Source organism: Telmatospirillum sp. J64-1, assembly GCF_006980715.1.
Classification (GTDB): domain Bacteria; phylum Pseudomonadota; class Alphaproteobacteria; order Rhodospirillales; family Magnetospirillaceae; genus Oleiliquidispirillum; species Oleiliquidispirillum nitrogeniifigens.
In genome coordinates this window covers 93,817-115,584 of record NZ_SBHN01000016.1, presented here as the reverse complement: position 1 = coordinate 115,584, position 21,768 = coordinate 93,817, and the positions used below count along the sequence as shown (strand labels likewise).

The window sequence follows — 21,768 nt, the reverse complement described above, 5'->3', positions numbered from 1 at the left end:
TCAGTCTCCGCAGCCAGTCAGCAACATAACGTGGCGGCACCTTAGCCATGGCTCGTTTCAGCCCCATGACAATATCAAGAAAGTTTAAAGACTCTTCTCCTTTTTCGCGGGGCGTCTTTCATGCAACCTTAATCTGTACGGCGCGAAATCTTCACGATCCTTAAAATAGAATGAAGAAACGCTAAAGGGAGGTGATCATGCGCCCCTTCATCAGGATCCGCGACCTTCACAAAAGCTTTACACTTCACTGTTACGGCGAATATCAGCTTCCGGTCCTGTCCGGGCTGTCCCTCGATGTTGGCTCGGGCGAATGCGTGCTGCTGGACGGCCCTTCCGGCTCGGGCAAGAGCACGCTGCTGCGGGCCGTCCACGGCCAATGCCCGCCGCAGAGCGGCAGCATCCTGGTCGATGCTCCCGGCCTCGGCGAAGCCGTCGAAATCACCGAGGCCCCGCCCTCCCGCCTGCACGACCTGCACCGCGACGTCATCGGCATGGTCAGTCCGGTCCTGCCGCCGACCACGGCGATCTGCAGCCTCAACATCGTCTGCGAGGCCCTGCCCGATGCCAATGTCGCCACCTGCCGCGACCTTGCCGCCACCATGCTGGAAAGACTGAACCTGCCCGAAGCGATGTGGAACGTCCCGGCAGTATCCCTGCCGCCCTGCGAACGCCAGAAGGTCGCCATCGCCCGCTGCTTCGTGCGCGACTATCCGATCCTGCTGCTGGACGAGCCGGAAACCGCCACGGACGAGGAAACGCGCGACATCCTGGGCGACATGATCGAAGAGGCCAAGGCACGCGGCGCGGCGATCCTCGCCAGTCTGCGCGATCCCTTCCTGCGCAGGAGCACCGCCACCCGCCATCAGCATCTGGAGGATCAGTCCTTGGCCTGGGCGGCACAATAGGAAAGCCGATGTCCTTCGAGACGGCTGCTCCGCAGCCTCCTCAGGACGAGATTATTTTATTATTCCAATAAGATAAACCTCATGCTGCTGAGGAGGCCCGAAGGGCCGTCTCGAAGCATGGGCCAGTGCAGAAACCGAGGTCCAGGAGCCCGAGGCTCCTGGCGGGTGCTGGGCAGCGCCCTGCGCCTATCGACCCCGCTTACCGCCCCGAGAACAGCCGGAACAGGGCGGAATGGTCCAGCCCGCCATCGCCCTGTTCGATCAGCCGGTCGTAGAGGTCGCGGCAGAGAGCGGTGGCCGGAAGCTCGATATCCAGCAATCCGGCCAGTTGCAAGGCCTGGTCCAGGTCCTTGCGCTGGGTGGTGGCCCGGGCGCCGGGCGTGAAATCGTGGCGGGCCATGCGGTCGCCATGCAGTTCCAGGATGCGCGAGGAGGCGAAGCCGCCCATCAGGGCCTCGCGCAGGCGGGCCGGGGCGACGCCGCCCTTCTCGGCCAGGGCCATGGCCTCGGCCACCGCGCCGATGGTCAGGCCGACGATAACTTGGTTGGCCGCCTTGGCGACCTGCCCGGTGCCGATGCCGCCCATATGGGTGACCTGTCGGCCCAGGCAGCGGAAGACCGGCTCGGCCATGGCGAAATCATTGTCGCTGCCCCCGGCCATGATGCTCAGGCTCGCGGCGGCTGCGCCCACCTGACCACCCGAAACCGGCGCATCCAGCCAGGAGCCTCCGGCCATCGCCACCTTGTCGGCAAGACGGCGCGTCGCGGCCACGGCGGTGGTGCCCATGTCGACCACCAGGCAGCCAGGCCGCACTCCCTCCAGCAGCCCGCCGGGTCCCTCGACGACCGCCTCGACGGCGGCGGTGTCGCTCAGCATCAGGATGATCATACCGGCCTTGCCCGCCACCTCGGCGGGACCGGCGACGGCCTCCATTCCCTCGGCGGCCAATTCCTCCACCACGCCCCGGCTGCGGTTGTGGATGATCATGCGGGCCCCGGCCCGGGCAAGGTTGCAGGCCATGGGCCGCCCCATCAGCCCTAGGCCGATGAAGCCGATGGTGCGGCCGGCGAGAGGCTTGGCGGCGCTCATTTGTCGAGCAGCGCAAAGCGGGCGCGCACGCCGCGTTCGATGGCGGCGGCCACCAGCCGCTCGATGCCCAGGTGATGGCGGATCATTTCCAGCAGGCGCAGTTCCTCCTGCGACACGAAGCCGTTGGCGGCGGCAACGTCGCAGGCCAGCGCATAGGCGGTATCGCGCAGCCGGTCTTGGGGCAGCGCCTGGTCGATCATGTCCAGCGCCCGCTCCAGCCCGTCTTCCTCGGACAGCATCTCGGTGCAGGCCAGGGCGGTCTCGCTGAGACGGGAACGGTCGTAGTCGCGGAAGATCGGCAGGAAGCTGACGATCTCGCTCATCACCCGCAATTCCGCGTCGCTGACCTCCTGGTCGGCCGCCGCCGTCAGGACCATGGTGTAGATCAGCGCCGTGTGATGGTTCAGCATGGGCAGCTCCCTGTTCCGGTTGTATTATTGTCTGAGGCTTTCACCGCGAAGCGTCAAGTCCGCAGAGGGTCGACGGCCCTACCCGCTCAGATAGAGCCATCCGACATAGGCCACATAGGCGACGAAGAACAACGCCGCCTCGGCCCGCGCCAGACGCCAGCCGGTGACCAGCAGGGGCAGCAGCAACACCGACACGCCCAGCATGACCCAGATGTCGAAGGCGACGATGCTGGGGTTGACCGGCACCGGAGTGACCAGCGCGGTCACGCCCAGGATGCCCAGGATGTTGAAGATGTTGCTGCCGATGACATTGCCGATGGCGACATCGGCATGACGGCGGAAGGCGGCGATGACCGACGTCGCCAGTTCCGGCAGCGAGGTACCGATCGCCACCACCGTCAGGCCGATCACGGCCTCCGACACGCCGAACTGCCGCGCGATGGTCACCGCGCCGTTGATCAGCCAGTCGGCGCCCAGCATCACCCCGCCCAGCCCCAGGATCAGCACCAGCACGGCCACCGGCAGCTTCATGGGCACGGCTTCGAATTCCTCGGCCTCCTGGCTGTGGAAGTCCGGCTTCGTCCCCCGCTTCTCGGCCCAGTAGGAATAGACGATATAGGCGATCAGCCCGGCGAACATGATGCCGCCCTGCCACTGCGCCACTTGGCCGGTCAGGGCCACGGCGACCAACAGCAGGGAAGCCCCCACCATGATGCCGCCATCGCGATAGACCAGGCCCGGGGACGCACGCATGGACTGGATCAATCCCGCCGTGCCCAGGATCAGCAGGATATTGGCGATATTGCTGCCGACCACGTTGCCCACAGCGATATCGGGCTGGCCTCTCAGGGCGGCCTGCAGGCTGACGACCAGTTCAGGGGCCGAGGTACCGGCGGCCACGATGGTCAGGCCGATCACCAGCGGCGACACGCCCAGGCGGCGGGCCAGGGCGACGGCGCCGCGCACCAGCGCTTCACCGCCGACGAACAGCAGCACGAAGCCGCCCACGAGCATTAGATAGGTCATCATGAAAAAAGAAATCCTGGCGGGATAGAATATGCAGCAGCATGTAAGACAGCTGCGCGCGGTCGTAAAGACTTGTCCTGCAACCTTAACCTCTCTCGCTGCCTCTTTGGTGCTATGTCCTCGGTTGCCGCGTTCCTGCACGTCTGCGCGATTGCGCGCACCGGCCCGAACAGGCACACAAGACCACAGAAACCCTACGGGAACCCTCGCAAGGCACCCCCCATGACCGCAACCACGATGCCCATGGCCCAGATGCCGTCGGAAATGTCTACCCCGGCCCAGACAACCGATCAGGACTTCCCCTGCGCCGTCCTGGTCGCCTGTGCCGCCCGCGGCTTGTCAGACAGGCAACAGCGTCACGACGCGCTGACCCTGGCGGCCGAGCTGTTCAAATGCACCCTCCAGAAGGGCTGTCCCAGCCACGCCCGCTGCAACCGCGCCCTCAGCGAATTGATGGCGTCCTCGCTGGCCGACTGACGAAAACCCTATTGCTCTGTCCCGGGCTTTTCCCGTTCCGGCCCGGGCAAGGCGGTCATCTCCGCCCCCATCATCTTCAGCCAGGGCGCCCATGCCGCCTGCGCCATCTGCAGGAAGGGATTGGCCGCCAGGAACGGCATCATCATTGCCTGCGGCGCCAGGAATCCGGCCACCGACCGCAAATCCGGCGTGGCCTTTAGGCGGATGGTCACCACCTCGGCCTGTTCCTCGGGAAAGTCGCGGCGCACCAGTTCGATATCGAGATTGGGCAGGCGGGCGGTCATCTTCTCTTCCATGGGGCACTCCACAGAGGATTGATAGTGCAGCGCACTATAGCAGCTTTTCCCGCAAGCGCTTCAGATGCATCCTATCCCTTACGGGCGGCCTACCCATGGGCGGCAGGACTGCCAATTTGTAGCGGATATCCTATCACTCAGGACCGAAGAGGGAGGCAAGCATGACCGAGACTCCACACCATCAGGCTGCCGTCGCCCCGGTGATCGACGATCTCGACCGCCAGGTCCGCCGTGATTTCGACCCGAATGCCGATCATGTGATGCGCATGGCCGAGGTGGTGCGTGAAAGCCTGCGCCTCAGCCCCGCCGCCGAGGACCGGACGCGCACTGCCCTGCTGCTGATCGACCTGCAGAACGACTTCTGCTATCCGGACGGCGCGCTGTTCGTCGGCGGGCGGTCCGGCACGGGCGCGGTGGACGACCTCAAGCGCCTGGCCGGGTGGTACTACCGCCATTTCCCCGACATCACCACCGTGGCCGCCAGCATGGACGAGCACACGCCCTACCAGGTCTTCCACACCGCCTTCTGGCAGGATGCCGAAGGGCGCCATCCCGCCCCCTTCACCCAAATCTCGCTCGACGACCTGGACCAGGAACGGCTGCGTCCCTCGCCCGCCGCCGTGGCGCTGGTTCCCGCCGACGTCCCTCCCGCCGAGCGCCCCTCCTGGGCCGAACAGCAATTGCGCCACTATCTGGAAAGCCTGGGGATGGCGGAACGCTATGCCCTGACCCTGTGGCCCTTCCATTGCCTGAAGGGCAGCCCGGGCCAGAACCTGGTCGGCGCGGTACGGCGCATGATGCTGTTCCACGGCTTCGCCCGGTGCAGCCAGCCGGTGCTGATCGGCAAGGGGGACAATCCCTGGACGGAAAGCTATTCCGCCATGGGGCCGGAAATCGCCACCGCCTTCGACGGCCGCCGCCTGGAAGACCTGACCTCGGCCAGCCCCCAGAACGGCATCGCCCATCTGCTGGAGACCCATGACCGCATCGTCGTGGCCGGGCAGGCGCTCAGCCATTGCGTGCTCTGGACCCTGTCCGACATGGTCCGCCATGTCGAGAACAAGGGCGGGACGCCGCCGGAAATCGTGCTGCTGAAGGATTGCTGCTCCTGCGTCACCGTTCCCGACGGCCGGGGCGGTTTCCACTACGATTCGACCGAGGAAACAGACAGGGCCCTCGACCATCTGGCGCAACGCCCCTTCTTCCGCATCGCCAGTGCCGAAGAGGATGCCAAGACCTGGCTGACGCAGCGGATCGCGGCGGAATAGGAATAAGCCTACCCGGCATCAGGCGGGAGGCTGGGTATCCGGAACCCCGCGCGGCGTCGGCTGGCAGCCGGGAAGAGTCTCCTGCTCCTCGCCGTCCCGCCGGAAGCCGTGCGGCAGGGCGATGGCGACGCGGCTGCGCTTGCCCTTGGCGACCGGGGTGGCGGCATAGAATTCCTTGGCGGCCTCGACCATCAGCACGCCGGCGAAGCGGGGGAACCAGCGATTGCCCAGGCGCTCCATCCACTGCGCCGAACGCAGCACCAGCCGGTACTGGCTGGGCGGCAGGAACAGCGCCTGCGAGGTCTGCAAGGGGGTGAACATCGTCTCGCGCAACTGGCGGGCCAGTTGGCCCTGGGAATAGGGACGGCCATTGCCGAAGGGCGTGCGTTCCAGCCGCGTCCAGATGCCGCCGCGATTGGGCACGATGACGATGATCCGGCCGCTGTCGGACAGCACCCGCCAGGCCTCGCGCATCATGGCCCGCACCTGTTCGGTGGATTCCATGGCATGGACCATCAGGATGCGGTCCATGGAGCGGTCGGGCAGCGGCAATTCGGTCTCGTCGGCAAGCGCGACGAGGCTGCGGCCCTCGGGCGGCCAGGGCATCACCCCTTGCGTCGGCGGCATCACCGCCAACAGCCGCGCCGCCTCGTCCCGGAAGGGCCGCAGATAGGGCGTGGCATAGCCCAGCCCCAGCACGCGCTGTCCCCGCACGCTGGGCCAAAGCGTACGCAGCTGGCGCCGGATCAGGCGTCGTGCCACCTGCCCCAGGCTGCTGTCGTAGAAATCTCGAAGCTCGACCACATCCGTCCACATCGGAGGATAGGATAGCATGGCCTTGTGCTTGGCGCTCATCGAACCTTCATGGTCTTATTAAATCGGATCAATGGGGATGATCGGAAGGCTTAACAAGGGCTTATATGCTATGCTCGGCCCCGATTCAGAGGAGAGGAGTAGGAAATGGCCAAGCTGGAAATCCTTTGCGTGCCCGTGCTGTCGGATAATTACGTCTGGTTGCTGCACGAGCCCGAAAGCGGCGCCACGGCGGCGGTCGATCCGGCTGTGGCGGAGCCGGTGCTGGCGGCGGCGGACTCGCGTGGCTGGACCATCACCCATATCCTCAGCACCCATCATCACAACGATCATACCGGGGGCAATCTCGCCATCCAGAAGGCCACCGGCTGCACCATCGTCGGCGCCAGCTGCGATGCCGCCCGCATCCCCGGCATCCAGGTCCAGCTGAGCGAAGGCGACGAATTCGCCCTGGGCTCGGAAACCGCCCAGGTGATGGAAGTACCGGGCCATACCAGCGGCCATATCGCCTATTGGTTCGCCTCCAGCCAGGCCCTGTTCTGCGGCGACACCTTGTTCGCCCTGGGCTGCGGCCGCCTGTTCGAGGGCACGCCCGCGCAGATGTGGCGGGCTCTCCGGCGCTTCCGCGAACTGCCGCCCGAAACGCGGGTCTATTGCGCCCATGAATATACCCAATCCAATGCCCGCTTCGCCGCCACCGTCGATAGCGGCAACCCCCGCCTGCGGGAACGCATCGCCCGCATCGACGTAATGCGGGACCGGGGCGAACCGACCATCCCCGCGCTGCTGGGCGAAGAGATCGAGACCAATCCCTTCCTGCGCGCCGACCAGGACGGCGTGGCGCGAGGCGTGGGCCTGCCCGCCGGTGCCGACCCGCTGGCCGTCTTCACCGAACTGCGCCGCCGCAAGGACGTTTTCTAGCCTCCCCCTTCTCCACAAGGAATTTTCCCATCATGAAGATGAAGCTGCGTTTTTCCACCACCTCGCCCTATGCCCGGAAGGTGCAGATCGTTGCCATCGAGAAGGGCCTGGACGCCGCCATCGAAGTGGTGCCGAGCGCGCCCTTCGCCGCCGACAGCGACGTCCATAAGGACAACCCCCTTGGCAAGGTGCCGGCCCTGGTCCTGGCCGACGGTCAAACGCTCTTCGACAGCCCGGTCATCTGCGAATATCTCGATGCCCAGGACGGCAATCCGTCCTTCTTCCCCGCCCCCGGCCCGGCCCGCTGGATCGCCCTGCGCCGCCAGGCCCTGGGCGACGGCATCATGGATGCCGCCATCCTGCGCCGGGTGGAGGCGACGATGCGCACGCCCGAGCAACGCTCGCCCGCCTGGCTGGCACGGCAAGAGGCCGCCATCCGCCGCGCCCTGGACGCGCTGGAACAGGAAGCGGGGGAACTGGACGGGCAATTCACCATCGGCGAGGTCACCATCCTCTGCGCGCTGGACTATCTCGACCTGCGCTTTTCCGAGGATCGCTGGCGCGACGGACGCCCGGCCCTGGCCGCATGGTTCGAGCGCATTTCCCAGCGCCCCTCGGCCCAGGCCAGCCGTCCCAAAGAATAGGAATTTCCCCGTTTTCAGGCCTTTCCGCAGAGCAGGATATAGGCCTTCTGTCGGAGGCCCGATAGGGAGACTTTCCCTTTACAGCCCTCCTCTCTGACCGGAAACTTACCCGGGCGCAAATGCGTGGGAGGTTCCATGGAGGGAAACAGGAGGGCAATCCTCAGCCGGATATCGCCTCGTGGCCTTCTGTTGGCGACCATGGCGCTCTTCCTGAGCTGCTTCCTGATTCTCGGCCTTCTCGGAACCTGGATGGATTATGCCGGTTCTCTGGAACAGGCTCAGGCCGAAACCGGTGCCCTGGCCGATCTGCTGGAAGAGCATGTCCAGCGGACGGTCCAGGTGGCCGACCTTTCCCTGCAACTGACCGAGGGCGCCCTAGCCGTCCATGGCGGACCCGCGGCGATCACCACCTCTCCCCAGGCCCGGTCCGACCTCGCCGAGATCCAAAGTTATCTTCCCGCCACCGCCGCCCTGCGCGTCACCGATGCCGAGGGCAACGTTCTCCACGTCACCGGCGGGGTGCAGTGGGTCAAGCCTTTCAATATCGGCGACCGCCCCTATTTCCGCGAGCATCTGGCGGGCAGCGGGCTGGTGGTGGGGGAAGGCATCCTGGGACGCGGCACCGGCAACCCCATCTTCACCATCAGCCGCCGCCTCAACGCCCCGGACGGCAGCATGGCCGGGATCGCCGTCGTCGTGTTTCCCGTTGCGATGCTCGAAGCCTTCTACGAAAAGGCCCGCACCCTTCCCGGCAGCCGCATCAATCTCCTCCGTGTCGATGGCCGCCAGATGGCGGGTTACCCGGAAAAAGCGCTCTCGGATGAACAGATCAGGCAGATCCTGAAAGCCCACCGCGACCGGCCCGACGGCCTGATCCGCGAGCGCCGGGACAAGGATTCCGACAGCATTCTGTCCTATCGCAGCATCGAGGGGCTGCCCCTGATCGTGACCGCCGCGGTCAGTACCAAGGACGCCCTGGCCCCGTTCTACTGGCGCCTGCGGCGCAATGCCGTGCTGGGCCTGCTCGTCGTCCTGGCCCTTGCCGCCATCGCGGCCCTGGCTCTCCAGCGCATCCGCGCCGAGGAACAGGCCCGCCGCGACCTCGCCATCGTCAACGCGACGCTGGAACGGCGGGTGGTCGAACGTACCGCCGCCCTGCTGACCGCGCGTCAGGAGGCCGAACGCGCCAATGAAGGCAAGAGCCGCTTCCTCGCCGCCGCCAGCCACGATCTGCGCCAGCCCCTGCAAGGAGCGCGGCTGTTCCTGGCGGTCCTGGGGGAACGCCTGAAGGACCGGCCCGCCGATCAGGCCATCGCCAACAAGGCCTCCGAGGCATTGCAAGGCAGCCAGAGCCTGCTGAACGCCCTGCTCGACATCTCGGCCCTGGAAGCGGGCGTGGTGACCCCCAAGATCGGCACCGTCTCGGTGGCCGAGATGCTTGAGCATCTGTGTTCGGAATGGGAACCCCAAGCGGCGGAGAAGGGGCTGCGCCTGCAGGTCGTGCCCTGCCGCCTGCACGTCCAAAGCGATCCCGTGCTGCTGCAAAGGATCGTGCGGAATTTCCTGGCCAATGCCGTGCGCTATACCCAGCAGGGCCAGATCCTTCTGGGCTGCCGCCGCCGGGGAACGCATCTGCGCATCGATGTCTGCGACACCCGGCCCGGGCATCCCGCCGGACGAACGGCGGCGCATCTTTGAGGAATTCTATCAAAGCGGCAACTCGCAGCGCGACCGCCGCATGGGGTTGGGACTGGGCCTAGCCATCGTCGCCCGCACCGCCGCCTTGCTGGGCCTGCCCATCGAACTGGATTCGGTCCATGGCCGGGGATCGCGCTTCTCGGTCCTGGTGCCGCTGGCCGAAACGCATGTCCAGCCTCCCGCCCCGCGTCCCGTGGCTTGTCATCCTCCGGCCGTCGCCCCCCAGACCTTGCCCCCCGGCCCCATCCTGGTGGTCGAGGATCATCCCGATCAGGCCACCGCCCTGGCGCTGCTGCTCGAACAATGGGGCCGGACGGTCGAGGTGGCGCCCGACGGTCCCCAGGCATTGGCGCGGGTGACGCGCATGCCCAGGCCGCCCGTGGCGCTGGTCACCGACCTGCGCCTGCCCGGCGGCCTGGATGGCGTCGACGTGGTGGCGGAGATGCGCCGCCGCTTCGGGGCCAACCTGCCGGCGGTGATCGTCAGCGGCGATACCGAGCCGAAACGGCTGCGCCGGGTCCTCAACCACGGACTGCCCCTGATCCACAAACCCTGCCGCCCCGAGACCCTGCGCCGCGCCCTGGGAATCGTGCCTCTGACGAAAGTGGTCTTGCCCCAGGACCTCTGACTGCCGACATGGGGGACAGTCAGCGACGGAGGTCCCCCATGCCGGCAATCCGACTTCCTCGACACCCCTTTCTTGCGGCCGCCCTGCTTCTGGCCGCCTGCACGCCCGCCACCGATCAGTTCACCCCGGTTGAGCCCAGCCGCGCCCCCGCCGCGCCGGCCATGGATTTCTCAAATGCCGAACAGCGGCAGGTGAATCTGGAGAATTACGAATTCCAGCCCGGGGAATTGCTGCTCAATGCCGGACAGCCCTACCGGCTGTTCCTGAGCAATCCCTCGAACAGCCCCCATACCTTCGTCTCGCTGGAATTCTTCCGGGCCATTACCCCGCATGCCATCGACGGCCGCCCCGTCTCCAGCGTCGAACGCATCGCCGTCGCCCCCGGCCAGACCCGCGTCTTCGATTTCGTCACCGGCCAGCCCGGCAGCTTTCCCCTGATCTGCACCGTTCATGAGGGCATGGGCATGACCGGGCTCATCACCGTGCAATAGGCGGCGCAAGAAAAAGGCCCGCCGGGTTTCCCCGGCGGGCCTTCCGGAAGCCGTCCTAGGACGGCTTAACAGGATGCGTAAAAGGTAGGCTCTGTCTGCACCGCACGCGTCACCCCCGCGAAAGCGGGGGTCCATGTGAGGGCTTGCGGAGATGCAAACCGCTCAATGCTGATGTTGCGGCAGCATGGATTCCCGCTTTCGCGGGAATGACGAGGAAAACAGGAGCTTGCCCCAGCCTGTTAATACATATGCTGGCCGCCATTGATCGACAGCGTGGCGCCGGTGATGAAATCGGCGTCGTCGGCCACCAGGAACAGCACGCCGCGCGCGATGTCCTCGGCGCGGCCCAGGCGACCGGCGGGAATCTTGGCGATGATCTTTTCCAGCACGGCCGGCGGCACGGCGCGGACCATCTCGGTATCCACATAGCCGGGCGCGATGGCGTTCACGGTGATGCCCTTGGCGGCGCCTTCCTGGGCCAGGGCCTTGGTGAAGCCGTGAATGCCCGACTTGGCGGCGGCATAGTTCACCTGGCCGTACTGACCGGCCTGGCCGTTGATCGAACCGATATTGACGATGCGGCCGAAGCTGCGGTCGCGCATCGACTCGATGACATGGCGGCACATGTTGAAGCAGGAGGTCAGGTTGGTCTGAATCACATCTTCCCACTGTTCGTAGGTCATGCGATGCAGGGTGCCGTCACGGGTGATCCCGGCGTTGTTGATGACGATATCGACCGGGCCCAGTTCCTCGGTGATCTGCTTGATCGCCGTCCCGCATTCGTCGAATTTCGAGACGTCCCAGCGGAAAGCGCGGATGCCGGTTTCTTCCTCGAACTTCTTGGCCGCTTCGACATTGCCGAAATAGTTGGCCGCGACGGTGTATCCCTTTTCCTTCAGCGCAACGGAAATGGCACGGCCGATGCCGCGGGTGCCGCCGGTGACTATTGCAACTCGCCCCATGGGAGACTCCTCTTCTTAAGATTTATTGCCCCTGATAGACCGAACCGGGAAATTAAATTTCTAACGCAGCGGATCGTACGAAATTTTCAACCACTGCGACAACCCTTTTACCCGGCTCCGGGTAAAAAAAGGGGATCGCTCTCTGCGAGGATCCCCTTCGATTTTCTTAAGCCCCGCGGCCTCAGACCCCTTCGACGCACATGGCGATGCCCATGCCGCCGCCGATGCACAGGGTGGTCAGGCCCTTCTTGGCGCCGGTCTTCTGCATTTCATGCAGCAGCGTGACCAGAACGCGGCAGCCCGAGGCGCCGATGGGATGGCCGAGGGCGATGGCCCCGCCATTGACGTTCACCTTCTTGACGTCCCAGCCCATGTCCTTGTTGACGGCCAGGGCCTGGGCGGCGAAGGCTTCGTTGGCTTCGATCAGGTCCAGCTGGTCGGGGGTCCAGCCGGCCTTCTTCAGCGCCGCTTGGCTGGCCGGGATGGGGCCGCAGCCCATGATGGTCGGGTCGACGCCGACCGTCGCCCAGGAGGCGATACGGGCCAGCGGCTTCAGGCCGCGGCGCTTGGCTTCATCGGCGGTCATCAGCAGCACGGCGGCGGCACCGTCATTGATGCCCGAGGCATTGCCGGCGGTCACGGTGCCGTCCTTCGAGAAGGCGGGACGCAGCTTGGCCAGGGCTTCCACGGTGGTGCCGCTGCGGATGTATTCGTCGGTGTCGAAGATCTTTTCTTCCTTCTTCACCTTGATGGTGACGGGAACGATCTCGTCCTTGAACTTGCCGGCCTTCTGGGCAGCCTCGGCCTTCTGCTGCGAGGCGGCGGCGAATTCATCCTGCATCTCGCGGGTCAACTGCCACTTCTGGGCCACGTTCTCGGCGGTGGTGCCCATGTGATAGCCGTGGAAGGCATCCCACAGGCCGTCCTTGATCATGGTATCGACCAGTTGCGTGTCGCCCATCTTCACGCCCGAGCGGAGATAGGTGACATGGGACGAGTTGGTCATGCTTTCCTGGCCGCCGGCAATGACGATCGAAGCGTCGCCAGTCTGGATCGCCTGGAAGCCCATCGCCACGGCGCGCAGGCCCGAACCGCAGACCTGGTTGATGGTGATGGCGGGAGTCTCGATCGGCAACCCTGCGTTGATCGCGGCCTGGCGGGCGGTGTTCTGTCCCTGACCGGCGGTCAGCACCTGGCCCATCACGACGTCGGAGACGTCCTTGGCTTCGACATCGCCCCGGCGCAGCAATTCGCGGATAACGATCTCGCCCAACTGGGCCCCGGTAAAGCCGCTCAGGCTGCCGCTGAATGAACCGATAGGTGTACGTGTGGCTGCGGCAATGACGATGTCGGTCATGAACTTCCTCGCTCCCTCGCTAGATTGGCTCAACTTCCGGGTTACATTCCCCAGGAACAAGCCGTCCTTTCGTCTTATCTGAGTTTCGGCGTTCGAGGCAAGACCTCTAAGGACCTACACGTTCCTTTAACCAAAGAGATAGAGGCCCATAGACATCCGTCTTCGCACGCGCGCCCGCGATCATCCCGATATGCCCTGTCGCCAGGGTTCGACAACGGATGCGCGAAATTTTCCTCGCCAGCGGCAGCGCCGAGGCGGGGGGAACGATGCGGTCGCGCCGGGGCACCATGACCAGGGTCGGCAGGTCCAGCGCCTCTGGTTCGACCACCATGCCGCCGATCCGCCATTCGCCCCGGGCCGGCTCGTTGCGCCCATACCAGCCGAACAGGCATTCCTTCGCCACCTCGGCCGCCAGAGGCACGCCGTCATTCAGCCAGTCCTCGACCGCCACGAAGATCTCAGCGCGCTGGGTGGTCCGGCGCAGCCGGGCGAAATTGCGGAACTTGCGCCCCGCCATGGCCGGGTCGATGCTGGCGAACAGCATCTGCAGCATGTCCACCGGCATCTGCCCGTTCGCTTCGATCATCTGGGTCAGCATCGGCTCCATCGCCTGAATCAGCTCCGCCGTGCCGGGCTGTCCGGCGCGGAAATCCCAGGGCGTGGCCAGCAGGCCCAGGGCACAGAGGTCGCCGCGGCGGCGCTGGGCCAAGGCGAGGGCCAACATCCCGCCCATGCAATAGCCGATCACGGCGGGCGGCCGTCCGCAGAGTTCCAGCACCACGTCCAGCGCCCGCTCCAGCCGCCCGGCGACATAATCGCTCAAGGTGAAGGCGGCCTCCGCCTCCCCCGGCTCGCCCCAATCCACCAGGAAGGGGCGCAGCCCCCTGTCCGCCAGATAGCGCATCAGGCTGCGCCGGGGCATGAGGTCGAGGATATGGGCGCGGTTGATCAGCGACGGCACCACCAGCACGGGGCGTCCGCCACCGCCGTTTTTCTGGATCTCGGTGCCGTAATCGATCAGACGGGTCGACCCCTCCGACCACGGCACCGGCGTCTCGGGCAGGTTACGGCGATAGGGATGGGCGCGATAGGCTTGCAGGCCGCGCAGGAACTCGTCCAGGCGGCGGCGCGATTCCTCGTCCACCGCCCGCGCGAAGAGATCAGGCTCGATCCCCTGCAGGCTTGCGCCCAGGGCTGCGGCCTCGGCGGCCAAGTGCGGCTTCCAGGCGCGCGACCCGTTGCTCAAGCTCGGCAACCCGGCGCGCGAGCTCATCAGGATCGCGGTCTGGACCAGCAGATGCAGCGGCAGCGGGCGGGGCCCCTGCCTCAGGCTTGGCGCCGCCTGTTCCGGCCGCGGTGGAACGCTCTTTGTCCTCTGGCGTTTTTGCCGCACGCGGCACTCCCATTCCGGCCCCCCTGGCAGCGGCCAGGGCAGCGCTCTGCCCCATCAGTCCAAGGGTCTTCGCCATGGCGTCGGCCAAGGCCGGGTCGGCAGCCAGGGCCGTCATCTGATCCTGCCACAGGTCGAGATAACGTTGCGCCAGTGCACGGATATCCGGGGCGTCGGTCATGATGGCCGATCATATCCGAGGCTGATTCGCTTGACCAGATGAAGCACGCCCCCTCCGCTCTCCCAGGCGAGATACGACATCTCCTGTTTCGCACTCGCTAAAAACGGTTGTTGCCGCGCATTATCTGAGTGAAAATCGCAATATGATTACAAAGGCCCTGGAAACGTTGATGGAAGCGAATCCCACCATGTCCGAAGCCACAAAGCCCAGTGCCCCGATCACCATCAAGAAATACGCGAATCGCCGCCTCTACAACACGGCGACCAGCAGCTATGTCACGCTGGAGCATCTCTGCCAGATGGTCAAGGACAACACGGATTTCGTGGTCTACGACGCCAAGAGCGGCGAAGACATCACGCGTGCCGTGCTGACCCAGATCATCGTCGAAGAGGAATCCAAGGGCCAGAACCTCCTTCCCATCAGCTTCCTGCGCCAGCTGATCAGCTTCTACGGCGATTCCCTGGGCGGGCTGGTGCCGCGCTACCTGGATTACAGCATGCAGTCCTTCGCCCGGAACGAAGAACAGATGCGCCAGTACATGCACAACGCCCTGGAAGGCATGTTCCCCTTCAATCCCTTCGAGGAGATGAGCAAGCAGAACATGGCCTTCCTGGAAAGCGCGATGAAGATGTTCACGCCCTTCGGCGCTGCCCAGGCCGGGGAAAGCCAGGCCAGCCTCAACGAATTGCGCAGCCAGCTCGATGCGCTGCAAAAGAAGCTGGACGAGCTGACTCGAACGGAACGCGAACCGAACCAAGGGGATGGCTGACCCTAGACTGCTTTGGTAAGCCCTTCGCGGTTCTTGCGGCAGTGCCGCATTGGTGTCTAGACTCCCCCTAGTGCTGCAACAAAGGGACCTGGATCTTGGCCGTCTTCCCCGTAACCCCGGCCCTGCCCCTTGAAGACCCTCGCCGGCTTCATGCCCGCGAGTCCCTGATGCTGCCGGCCCCCGGCCGGCCTTTCCCGCAGCCCGGCTTCGCCGAAGCCCTGAACCAGCAGCAAGACGGCATCCCCCGCTCGCGCCATGCTTTGCAGGAGAGCGAGGGCTTCGTCCCCAAGGCCGACGCGCCCGTCAGGCCCGATCAGCAGCAAGGCCGCCCGGACCGGGAAGAGACGCCCGGCCAGCCCCTTCCCTTCTTCTCCTGGCTCGGCTTCGCCGCCCAGGGCGGAACCACCCTGTTCCTGGCCCAATCCCTGGCCCAGTCGGACAGCCCGGACATGGACATGGACGACATCATGTTCCTGTCCGCCACGCCCTCTCCCGCGCATCATGCCGCCTTGCGCGCCTATGGCATGCCGCGCCAGGCGGCGCGCGCCGCCGACGATTCCCTGCTTCCTCCCCTGCCCCTCCTGGCCTCGGGCCACCATTTCGACCTCAGCGTCTGACCCGCTGCTCCGCCCTATCGGACAGGGCCGTCCCATTCGCTCTACCTCCGATTTGCGCGCCCTGGTCGAACAGTCGTCCTTTGCATAGCCGCTTCGACGCGCCCATATACGCACTAACGGGAAGACGGCTTCAACCAAGCAACTACCAGAAGTCATGCAGGAGGATTTCCTGGCACGACGATCCCCGGTCGCAGCCCAAGGAATGAGGTTGCTTCCTGCTGTGCCCGACATGCGGTCCGCATGACCGCAAAGGGCGTTCTGGTCCATGCGCTGCCGGTCCATGTGCTGTCACGGAGGAGACGTGTCTGAACTTTCCTTATTCCAGACAGAGAGCAAGGGCCGGGCGGCGGTGTCTTGGCCGACATGCGCCAAGGGTTGCGAAGCCTGGACGATCCGCATTCAGACAAGGAAGGGTTAGCCATGGCAGCGTCCGAAGACACCCAGTTCGAAACCCATACCGAAGACCAGTCGAGGATCATGAGCAGCAAGCAGGAAGCCAAGGCGAAACCGTTGAACCGGGCAACCGACACCGATCGTCACGTCGGCGCCAGGATCAGGGAGCGCCGCATCATGCTGGGCCTCAGCCAGCAGCAGATGGCGGACCTGATCGGCGTGACCTATCAGCAGGCGCATAAATACGAGCGCGGCATCAACCGCATCTCGGCCGGTCGCCTTTACGAGATTTCCCAGGTCCTGGGCGTGCCCGTCAGCTATTTCTTCGAAGGCCTTGAAGGCCAGCGCAGCCCCGACCTGACGGCCCGCCAGCGCATGTGCCTGGAACTGGCCCGCAACTTCTCGCAGATCGAGAACGAGCGCCACCAGGAAGCCCTCAGCCAGATGGCGCGCGCTCTGGCCTCGGCCGAACGGGGTGCGGCCTAGTCCCTCCTCCATTCGCGGCGCACTTCGGCATCCTCTTCGCCGGGGAGATGCCGGTCGCGCAGCGCCGCGAAATCCTTTTCTTCCAGCAGCCGGGCCATGGCCCAGACCGCCGCGCCGCGCACCAGCGCGGACTCGTCGGACAGGAGTGGCTCGGCCGCTGCGGCCAGCTCGGGCACACCGCTATTGCCGATGGCGATCAGGACATTGCGCAGGAAGCGGTCCCGCCCGATCCGCTTGACCGGCGAGGCGGTGAAGACCTCGCGGAAGGCGGCATCGTCCAGCTGCGCCAGATCGGCCAGGCGCGGCGCCGTCAGTTCGACGCGCGGCATGAAATCCGCCTCGCGCGTCGGCGTGGCGAACTTGTTCCAGGGACAGACGGCCAGGCAATCGTCGCAGCCATAGATGCGGTTGCCCATCATCGGCCGCAATTCCTTCGGGATCGGCCCCTTATGCTCGATGGTCAGGTAGGAGATGCAGCGGCGCGGCTCGATGCGGTAGGGCCCGGTGATGGCGCCGGTGGGGCAGGCCGTCATGCAGGCGGAACAGGAACCGCAGCGGTCCTGCCCCGGCGTGTCCGGCGGCAGGTCCAGCGTGGTGTAGATTTCCGACAGGAACAGCCACGATCCGAACTCGCGCGACACCAGATTGGTATGGCGTCCCTGCCAGCCCAGCCCGGCCTTGCCCGCCAGCGGCTTTTCCATCACCGGCGCGGTATCGACGAAGACCTTCAGCTGGCAGCCGAAGCTTTCGGCCATCCAGCGGCCCAATTGCTTCAGCCGCTTCTTGATGGTGTCGTGATAGTCGCGGTTGCGGGCATAGACGCTGATCCCGCCATGCGCCGTCCGGCCCAGCAGCGCCAGCGGGTCCTGGGCGGGGCCGTAATTGACCCCCAGCACGATGACGCTGCGCACCTCGGGCCACAGGCCCTGCGGCGTCGCCCGGCGTTCCAGCGTCTCTTCCATCCAGGCCATCTCGCCATGCCGGCCCTCGGCCACATAGGCCGCCAGATTCTCCGCCGCGACATTGTCCGCCTCGGGCGAGGCGAAGCCGACGGCGTCGAAGCCCAGCGCGCGCGCCTGCTCCGCGATCTGCTGCTTGAGAACGGCCGGATCGGCGGACATCCCGCTTCTTTCCTCTGCAATGGTCGAAAAGGCTGTGCATAGGCCATCCGGCCCCCTGCACGCCATCGGGAAAAAGAATAGACCCGCGAATTTCCCTCAGCGGCCCCTGTCCGCCCGGGCCAGCTCCGTCTCCAGGGCCTCGACCAGATCCTTGGTCCGGTAAGGCTTGGCCAGCACGCGGAAGCCCTCGCTGGCGCCGATCTCCTCGCTATAGCCCGTCGCCAGGACTACGGGCAGGTCCGGCTGGGCGTTGCGAAGCTCGCGGGCGAGGTCCAGGCCGCTGCGTTCGCCGGGCATCACCACATCGGTGAACAGCAGGTCCATCTCGGCACCCGCCGCCAGCATCTCCACGGCCTCGTCGGCCGTGGTCGCCCGCAGCACATCATAGCCCAGGCCTTCCAGGGCGGCGCTCATGATGCTGCCGACGATGGGATCGTCCTCGACCATCAGGATGCGGCCCCCGCCGGCCTCGACCGCGACCTTCTCAACCGGACGCGAGACGGGAATGTGCAGGGAGCGCGGCAGCAGCAGCCTGACCTTGGTGCCCTTGCCCGGAATGCTGTCGATATGAACCACGCCGCCCGATTGCCGGGCGAAGCCGTAGATCTGGGCCAGGCCGAGGCCCGATCCCTTGCCGACCCCCTTGGTCGTGAAAAAGGGTTCGAACGCACGTTCCAGGACTTCCGGCGTCATGCCCGAGCCGCTATCGGCCACCGTGATCTCGACGAAGGCTCCCTCCAGCCCCTCCGGCACGTCGCCCGCGGCAAGCTGGCGGTTGCATCCATGAATCCGCAGGGACCCGCCGTCCGGCATGGCATCGCGGGCATTCACCACCAGATTGAGGATCGCCATCTCGAACTGCGTCGGATCAACCTCGACCGGCCACAATTCGGTTTCCAGATCGATGGTGCAGGAGATGTCGGCGCGCAAGGCCCGCCCCAGCAAATCCGCCATGCCCAGCATGGCATCCTGCACATCCACCGCTTCCGGACGCAGGGCCTGACGGCGGGCGAAGGCCATCAATTGCTTCGTCAGCTTGCCGCCCCGGTCCACCGCCTGACGCCCGGTTTCCAGCAAGGGCTCGATGGCGGGATCCTTGACCCGCCGTCCCACCAGGTTCAGGCAGCCCGAAAGCGCCTGGAGCAGATTGTTGAAGTCATGGGCGATGCCGCCGGTCAATTGCCCGATGGCTTCCATCTTCTGGGCCTGCAACAACGCGGCCTGGGCCTTTTCCCGCTCGGCGATTTCCTCGGAGACGCGCAATTCCAGCGAAGCGTTCAGATCGCGGAGCGCCGTTTCCGCCATGATGCGGTCATGGATATCGGCATGGGTGCCGAACCAGGCCGTCACCACGCCCCGCTCGTCGTGCAGCGGTTCCGCCCGCATGATGTACCAGCGATATTCCCCGTCATGACGGCGGTGGCGCGCCTCGGCCTCGAACGGCGTCCCCTTCTCGCAGGCCTCCCGCCAGGTAGCCCGGACCCGGGCCCGGTCGTCGGGATGAAGCACCTCGATCCATCCGTCCGGCAGCGCCTGTTCAGGAGTCTGGCCGGTATAGCCGTACCAGCGGTCGTTCAGGTAATCGAGACGCCCGTCCGGGCGGCTGAACCAGACGAAGGCCGGAACCAGATTGGCGAGGGTCCGGAAGCGGTCCTCGCTGGCCCGCAAGGCTTCCTGGACCTGCCGCCGCTCTTCCAGCTCGGCCTGGGCACTTTCATAAAGACGGGCATTGTCGAGCGCGATGGCGGCCTGCGCCGCGATGCCCATCCCCAGCCTCTCGGCCCTGTCGTCGAAGACGCCGCATTCCCCATGGCCGAAGAACAGGCCGCCCAGGACCTGGCCGCTGCGCGAGATGACCGGAATGGCAAGATAGCTGCGCACCTGCAGGTGCCCCGGAGGCATCCCCGCAAAAGGCGCATTCCTGCCGTAACGCGGGTCCTGAAGAATGTCGTCCGAACGGACGATGCCTTCGCCCAGGAAGGTGAGCCCCGCCAGATGCGTATTGCGCGGCATCGGGAAAGCGGAAAAATCCTCGGCCGAAGCACCGGACAGGTAGAAAACCCTGTCTCGCTTTCCCTCTTCATTGGGGCGGTCGTAAAAGAATGCCCCGTATTGCGCCCCGGTCAGCTCGGTGGCCGCATCGGTGACGAGCTGCAGCAGCTTTCCGATATCCAGCTCGGCGGTGATCACATTGCCGACCTGGTTCAGGAGTTCCAGCTGCCGCGCGCTTTCCCGCAACTGCCTGCGGCCCTGCCGCAAGGCCTCGAACGACTGCCGTCGCTCCGTCACGTCCTGGCCCTGGACGAAGATCCCCGAGACGATGCCCCCTTCGCCGACGATCGGCTGATAGACGAAATCGGCATAGGTTTCCTTCAGAGGCGCATCCGGGGCTTCGCGCAGCAGGACGCGCATGTCCCGGCCGACGAAGGGCCGCCCGCTTTCCAGCACCCCGTCCAGGATCTCGACATAGCCCTGCCCCACGAGTTCCGGCAGGACGGTCCGGATCGGCTTGCCGATCAGGTCCCGGTGGCCGACATGGCGGAGATAGGCATCGTTGGCCAGCTCGAAGATATGCTCGCTGCCGCGCAGCACGGCAACGAAGCCCGGCGCCTGGCGGAACAGCTCGCGCAGATAGGAACGTTCCGTTTCCAGGCTCTGCTTCTCTTCCTGCAGCACCTGGGCCTGCTGGGACAATCCGGCCTGGAGGCGGGCCATATGGGTCTGGAACAGGGTTTCCTTTTCCGTCCCCGCGGCCATCTTCAGGTTCTGGATGTCGGTGACGTCGTTCGTCTGCTGGAGGATGAAGCGGACCCGGCCCTGCTCGTCGGGAATCGGCGTATGAGTGGCGCTCCAATACCTGATCTCGAAGGACGTGCCGTCGGCGCTGGGGATGGCATAGCGGATCAGGGCCAGGATATCGGCCTTGCCTTGCCGCAAGACCCGCTCGAAGGACTCGGCGAGCTGCCTCCGGCTTTCCCCGCCCGGATCGTCCGGGCCGGAAGGGAAAACCTCGAAGATGTTCTTGCCCAGCAATTCGGAAAGCTTGCGGGACGTGGCCTTCAGATAGGCTTCGTTGGCCCAGACGAAGCGCAATTCCCGGTCCAGAAGCATATGCGGGCTTGGAGCCGCATCGAACAAGGCTTTGAAATTTATGGATTCAAGCTGCGATGGCGTCTCTAACACACGAAGCTCCTCGACCACCTCTCGGCAGGCCATCTGATGACAGATTATTTTGGCAGGACAAGCGCGATCATAGCCCTGTGCCGCTTGCCGAGAGGATATATCTTAGGAGCGAGGACCTCTGATGGTCTGCCTACGGATTTTTTCTGCGCTCCGCTTCGGGCGCCGGAACTAGCCGCGCCCGCGATAGGTCGGCACGCCCTGATCGGGCAGCCACAACCCCGCCGGGGGCTCGTCGGTCTGCCAGAAGACGTCGATGGGAATGCCGCCGCGCGGATACCAATAGGCGCCGATGCGCAGCCAGCGCGGCTCCATGGCATCGACCAGGCGCTGGGCGATGGCGATGGTGCAGTCTTCGTGGAAGGCGCCGTGATTGCGGAAGCTGCCCAGGAACAGCTTCAGCGACTTGCTTTCCACCAGCGAATCCTCGGGCACGTAATCGATGACGATATGCGCGAAGTCGGGCTGGCCGGTGATCGGGCAGAGCGAGGTGAATTCCGGCGAGGTGAACCGCACCAGATAGAGCGTGCCCGGATGGGGATTGGGCACGGTTTCCAGCACCGCCTCGTCGGGCGTGTTGGGCAGGTCGGACTTGGTGCCCAGTTGCGTCAGGTTGTCGTAGATCGTTTCGGCCATTGCTCCGGG

Annotated in this window: 23 protein-coding genes; 11 read left to right on the top strand and 12 right to left on the bottom strand. The window is 65.5% G+C overall.

Annotation, left to right across the window (positions count from 1 at the left end):
* Window positions 1–197: 197 nt before the first annotated feature.
* Window positions 198–905 (top strand): ATP-binding cassette domain-containing protein, encoded by a 708-nt coding sequence (locus EPD66_RS15715; protein ID WP_142849470.1) that lies wholly within the window; start codon window positions 198–200, stop codon window positions 903–905.
* Window positions 906–1,104: 199 nt separating this feature from the next.
* On the opposite strand, the gene EPD66_RS15710 is transcribed toward EPD66_RS15715, so the two are convergent.
* The 3 genes from EPD66_RS15710 to EPD66_RS15700 all read right to left on the bottom strand — a co-directional run bounded on the left by EPD66_RS15710 (window position 1,105) and on the right by EPD66_RS15700 (window position 3,434).
* Window positions 1,105–1,995 carry an NAD(P)-dependent oxidoreductase gene (locus EPD66_RS15710; RefSeq protein ID WP_142849469.1) on the bottom strand — a complete coding sequence of 297 codons (891 nt, stop codon included), beginning with the start codon at window positions 1,993–1,995 and terminating at the stop codon, window positions 1,105–1,107.
* Window positions 1,992–2,405 (bottom strand): tellurite resistance TerB family protein, encoded by a 414-nt coding sequence (locus EPD66_RS15705; protein WP_142849468.1) that lies wholly within the window; start codon window positions 2,403–2,405, stop codon window positions 1,992–1,994. The genes EPD66_RS15710 and EPD66_RS15705 overlap by 4 nt, the downstream gene beginning before the upstream one ends.
* Before the next feature lie 78 nt (window positions 2,406–2,483).
* A complete protein-coding gene (locus EPD66_RS15700; protein WP_142849467.1) occupies window positions 2,484–3,434 on the bottom strand; it encodes a calcium/sodium antiporter in 951 nt (316 codons plus the stop codon).
* 219 nt (window positions 3,435–3,653) lie between these two features.
* Here EPD66_RS15700 and EPD66_RS15695 point away from each other — a divergent pair, with 219 nt between their 5' ends.
* Entirely contained in the window at window positions 3,654–3,908 is a 255-nt protein-coding gene (locus EPD66_RS15695; RefSeq protein ID WP_142849466.1) for a hypothetical protein, read from the top strand.
* Between the two features lie 8 nt (window positions 3,909–3,916).
* Here EPD66_RS15695 and EPD66_RS15690 read toward each other — a convergent pair whose 3' ends face one another.
* Window positions 3,917–4,204 carry a hypothetical protein gene (locus EPD66_RS15690; RefSeq protein ID WP_142849465.1) on the bottom strand — a complete coding sequence of 96 codons (288 nt, stop codon included), beginning with the start codon at window positions 4,202–4,204 and terminating at the stop codon, window positions 3,917–3,919.
* A 161-nt stretch (window positions 4,205–4,365) separates the two neighbouring features.
* Between EPD66_RS15690 and EPD66_RS15685 the strand changes: the two genes are divergently transcribed.
* Window positions 4,366–5,472 carry a cysteine hydrolase family protein gene (locus tag EPD66_RS15685; protein WP_142849464.1) on the top strand — a complete coding sequence of 369 codons (1,107 nt, stop codon included), beginning with the start codon at window positions 4,366–4,368 and terminating at the stop codon, window positions 5,470–5,472.
* An 18-nt stretch (window positions 5,473–5,490) separates the two neighbouring features.
* Here EPD66_RS15685 and EPD66_RS15680 read toward each other — a convergent pair whose 3' ends face one another.
* The gene (locus EPD66_RS15680) at window positions 5,491–6,327 is read right to left on the bottom strand and encodes a class I SAM-dependent methyltransferase (protein ID WP_255448528.1); all 837 of its coding nucleotides are present in this window, start codon (window positions 6,325–6,327) and stop codon (window positions 5,491–5,493) included.
* A 105-nt stretch (window positions 6,328–6,432) separates the two neighbouring features.
* Between EPD66_RS15680 and gloB the strand changes: the two genes are divergently transcribed.
* The 5 genes from gloB to EPD66_RS15655 all read left to right on the top strand — a co-directional run bounded on the left by gloB (window position 6,433) and on the right by EPD66_RS15655 (window position 10,667).
* Window positions 6,433–7,206, top strand: a complete 774-nt coding sequence (gloB, locus tag EPD66_RS15675; protein ID WP_142849463.1) for a hydroxyacylglutathione hydrolase — start codon at window positions 6,433–6,435, stop codon at window positions 7,204–7,206.
* 32 nt (window positions 7,207–7,238) lie between these two features.
* Window positions 7,239–7,850 carry a glutathione S-transferase N-terminal domain-containing protein gene (locus EPD66_RS15670; protein ID WP_370511889.1) on the top strand — a complete coding sequence of 204 codons (612 nt, stop codon included), beginning with the start codon at window positions 7,239–7,241 and terminating at the stop codon, window positions 7,848–7,850.
* A gap of 198 nt (window positions 7,851–8,048) precedes the next feature.
* On the top strand, window positions 8,049–9,548 hold the full coding sequence (locus EPD66_RS15665; RefSeq protein WP_185961446.1) for a histidine kinase dimerization/phospho-acceptor domain-containing protein: 1,500 nt from the start codon (window positions 8,049–8,051) through the stop codon (window positions 9,546–9,548).
* On the top strand, window positions 9,493–10,176 hold the full coding sequence (locus tag EPD66_RS15660) for a response regulator (protein WP_185961445.1): 684 nt from the start codon (window positions 9,493–9,495) through the stop codon (window positions 10,174–10,176). Before EPD66_RS15665 ends, EPD66_RS15660 begins: the two co-directional genes overlap by 56 nt.
* Before the next feature lie 38 nt (window positions 10,177–10,214).
* The gene (locus EPD66_RS15655) at window positions 10,215–10,667 is read left to right on the top strand and encodes a cupredoxin domain-containing protein (protein WP_185961444.1); all 453 of its coding nucleotides are present in this window, start codon (window positions 10,215–10,217) and stop codon (window positions 10,665–10,667) included.
* Between the two features lie 239 nt (window positions 10,668–10,906).
* Here the strand turns inward: EPD66_RS15655 and phbB are convergent, their stop codons facing one another.
* The 4 genes from phbB to EPD66_RS24100 all read right to left on the bottom strand — a co-directional run bounded on the left by phbB (window position 10,907) and on the right by EPD66_RS24100 (window position 14,557).
* Window positions 10,907–11,629, bottom strand: coding sequence for an acetoacetyl-CoA reductase (phbB, locus tag EPD66_RS15650; protein ID WP_142849459.1), 723 nt, complete (start codon window positions 11,627–11,629; stop codon window positions 10,907–10,909).
* 181 nt (window positions 11,630–11,810) lie between these two features.
* Entirely contained in the window at window positions 11,811–12,986 is a 1,176-nt protein-coding gene (locus EPD66_RS15645) for an acetyl-CoA C-acetyltransferase (RefSeq protein ID WP_142849458.1), read from the bottom strand.
* Window positions 12,987–13,092: 106 nt separating this feature from the next.
* A complete protein-coding gene (locus EPD66_RS15640) occupies window positions 13,093–14,199 on the bottom strand; it encodes an alpha/beta fold hydrolase (protein ID WP_255448527.1) in 1,107 nt (368 codons plus the stop codon).
* Complete coding sequence (locus EPD66_RS24100) at window positions 14,147–14,557, bottom strand: hypothetical protein (protein ID WP_185961452.1); 411 nt, start codon at window positions 14,555–14,557, stop codon at window positions 14,147–14,149. The genes EPD66_RS15640 and EPD66_RS24100 overlap by 53 nt, the downstream gene beginning before the upstream one ends.
* A gap of 187 nt (window positions 14,558–14,744) precedes the next feature.
* Here EPD66_RS24100 and phaR point away from each other — a divergent pair, with 187 nt between their 5' ends.
* The 3 genes from phaR (at window position 14,745) to EPD66_RS15625 (ending at window position 16,822) form a co-directional block, all read left to right on the top strand.
* Complete coding sequence (gene phaR, locus EPD66_RS15635; protein ID WP_142849456.1) at window positions 14,745–15,326, top strand: polyhydroxyalkanoate synthesis repressor PhaR; 582 nt, start codon at window positions 14,745–14,747, stop codon at window positions 15,324–15,326.
* 167 nt (window positions 15,327–15,493) lie between these two features.
* Window positions 15,494–15,943 carry a hypothetical protein gene (locus EPD66_RS15630; protein ID WP_142849455.1) on the top strand — a complete coding sequence of 150 codons (450 nt, stop codon included), beginning with the start codon at window positions 15,494–15,496 and terminating at the stop codon, window positions 15,941–15,943.
* Between the two features lie 477 nt (window positions 15,944–16,420).
* A complete protein-coding gene (locus tag EPD66_RS15625) occupies window positions 16,421–16,822 on the top strand; it encodes a helix-turn-helix domain-containing protein (RefSeq protein ID WP_142849481.1) in 402 nt (133 codons plus the stop codon).
* On the opposite strand, the gene queG is transcribed toward EPD66_RS15625, so the two are convergent.
* The 3 genes from queG to queF form a co-directional block, all read right to left on the bottom strand.
* Window positions 16,819–17,943, bottom strand: coding sequence for a tRNA epoxyqueuosine(34) reductase QueG (gene queG / locus EPD66_RS15620; RefSeq protein WP_142849454.1), 1,125 nt, complete (start codon window positions 17,941–17,943; stop codon window positions 16,819–16,821). The genes EPD66_RS15625 and queG overlap by 4 nt on opposite strands.
* 96 nt (window positions 17,944–18,039) lie before the next feature.
* Window positions 18,040–21,159 (bottom strand): PAS domain-containing protein, encoded by a 3,120-nt coding sequence (locus EPD66_RS15615; protein WP_142849453.1) that lies wholly within the window; start codon window positions 21,157–21,159, stop codon window positions 18,040–18,042.
* Window positions 21,160–21,294: 135 nt separating this feature from the next.
* On the bottom strand, window positions 21,295–21,759 hold the full coding sequence (gene queF / locus EPD66_RS15610) for a preQ(1) synthase (protein WP_142849452.1): 465 nt from the start codon (window positions 21,757–21,759) through the stop codon (window positions 21,295–21,297).
* Window positions 21,760–21,768 lie beyond the last annotated feature (9 nt).

Excerpts from the sequence above, each read along its gene's own strand:
- EPD66_RS15715 (WP_142849470.1), top strand. The coding sequence starts at position 198 with ATGCGCCCCTTCATCAGGATCCGCGACCTTCACAAAAGCTTTACACTT.
- EPD66_RS15710 (WP_142849469.1), bottom strand. The coding sequence starts at position 1,995 with ATGAGCGCCGCCAAGCCTCTCGCCGGCCGCACCATCGGCTTCATCGGC.
- EPD66_RS15705 (WP_142849468.1), bottom strand. The coding sequence starts at position 2,405 with ATGCTGAACCATCACACGGCGCTGATCTACACCATGGTCCTGACGGCG.
- EPD66_RS15700 (WP_142849467.1), bottom strand. The coding sequence starts at position 3,434 with ATGATGACCTATCTAATGCTCGTGGGCGGCTTCGTGCTGCTGTTCGTC.
- EPD66_RS15695 (WP_142849466.1), top strand. The coding sequence starts at position 3,654 with ATGACCGCAACCACGATGCCCATGGCCCAGATGCCGTCGGAAATGTCT.
- EPD66_RS15690 (WP_142849465.1), bottom strand. The coding sequence starts at position 4,204 with ATGGAAGAGAAGATGACCGCCCGCCTGCCCAATCTCGATATCGAACTG.
- EPD66_RS15685 (WP_142849464.1), top strand. The coding sequence starts at position 4,366 with ATGACCGAGACTCCACACCATCAGGCTGCCGTCGCCCCGGTGATCGAC.
- EPD66_RS15680 (WP_255448528.1), bottom strand. The coding sequence starts at position 6,327 with ATGAGCGCCAAGCACAAGGCCATGCTATCCTATCCTCCGATGTGGACG.
- gloB (WP_142849463.1), top strand. The coding sequence starts at position 6,433 with ATGGCCAAGCTGGAAATCCTTTGCGTGCCCGTGCTGTCGGATAATTAC.
- EPD66_RS15670 (WP_370511889.1), top strand. The coding sequence starts at position 7,239 with ATGAAGATGAAGCTGCGTTTTTCCACCACCTCGCCCTATGCCCGGAAG.
- EPD66_RS15665 (WP_185961446.1), top strand. The coding sequence starts at position 8,049 with ATGGCGCTCTTCCTGAGCTGCTTCCTGATTCTCGGCCTTCTCGGAACC.
- EPD66_RS15660 (WP_185961445.1), top strand. The coding sequence starts at position 9,493 with ATGTCTGCGACACCCGGCCCGGGCATCCCGCCGGACGAACGGCGGCGC.
- EPD66_RS15655 (WP_185961444.1), top strand. The coding sequence starts at position 10,215 with ATGCCGGCAATCCGACTTCCTCGACACCCCTTTCTTGCGGCCGCCCTG.
- phbB (WP_142849459.1), bottom strand. The coding sequence starts at position 11,629 with ATGGGGCGAGTTGCAATAGTCACCGGCGGCACCCGCGGCATCGGCCGT.
- EPD66_RS15645 (WP_142849458.1), bottom strand. The coding sequence starts at position 12,986 with ATGACCGACATCGTCATTGCCGCAGCCACACGTACACCTATCGGTTCA.
- EPD66_RS24100 (WP_185961452.1), bottom strand. The coding sequence starts at position 14,557 with ATGACCGACGCCCCGGATATCCGTGCACTGGCGCAACGTTATCTCGAC.
- phaR (WP_142849456.1), top strand. The coding sequence starts at position 14,745 with ATGTCCGAAGCCACAAAGCCCAGTGCCCCGATCACCATCAAGAAATAC.
- EPD66_RS15630 (WP_142849455.1), top strand. The coding sequence starts at position 15,494 with ATGCTGCCGGCCCCCGGCCGGCCTTTCCCGCAGCCCGGCTTCGCCGAA.
- EPD66_RS15625 (WP_142849481.1), top strand. The coding sequence starts at position 16,421 with ATGAGCAGCAAGCAGGAAGCCAAGGCGAAACCGTTGAACCGGGCAACC.
- queG (WP_142849454.1), bottom strand. The coding sequence starts at position 17,943 with ATGTCCGCCGATCCGGCCGTTCTCAAGCAGCAGATCGCGGAGCAGGCG.
- EPD66_RS15615 (WP_142849453.1), bottom strand. The coding sequence starts at position 21,159 with ATGGCCTGCCGAGAGGTGGTCGAGGAGCTTCGTGTGTTAGAGACGCCA.
- queF (WP_142849452.1), bottom strand. The coding sequence starts at position 21,759 with ATGGCCGAAACGATCTACGACAACCTGACGCAACTGGGCACCAAGTCC.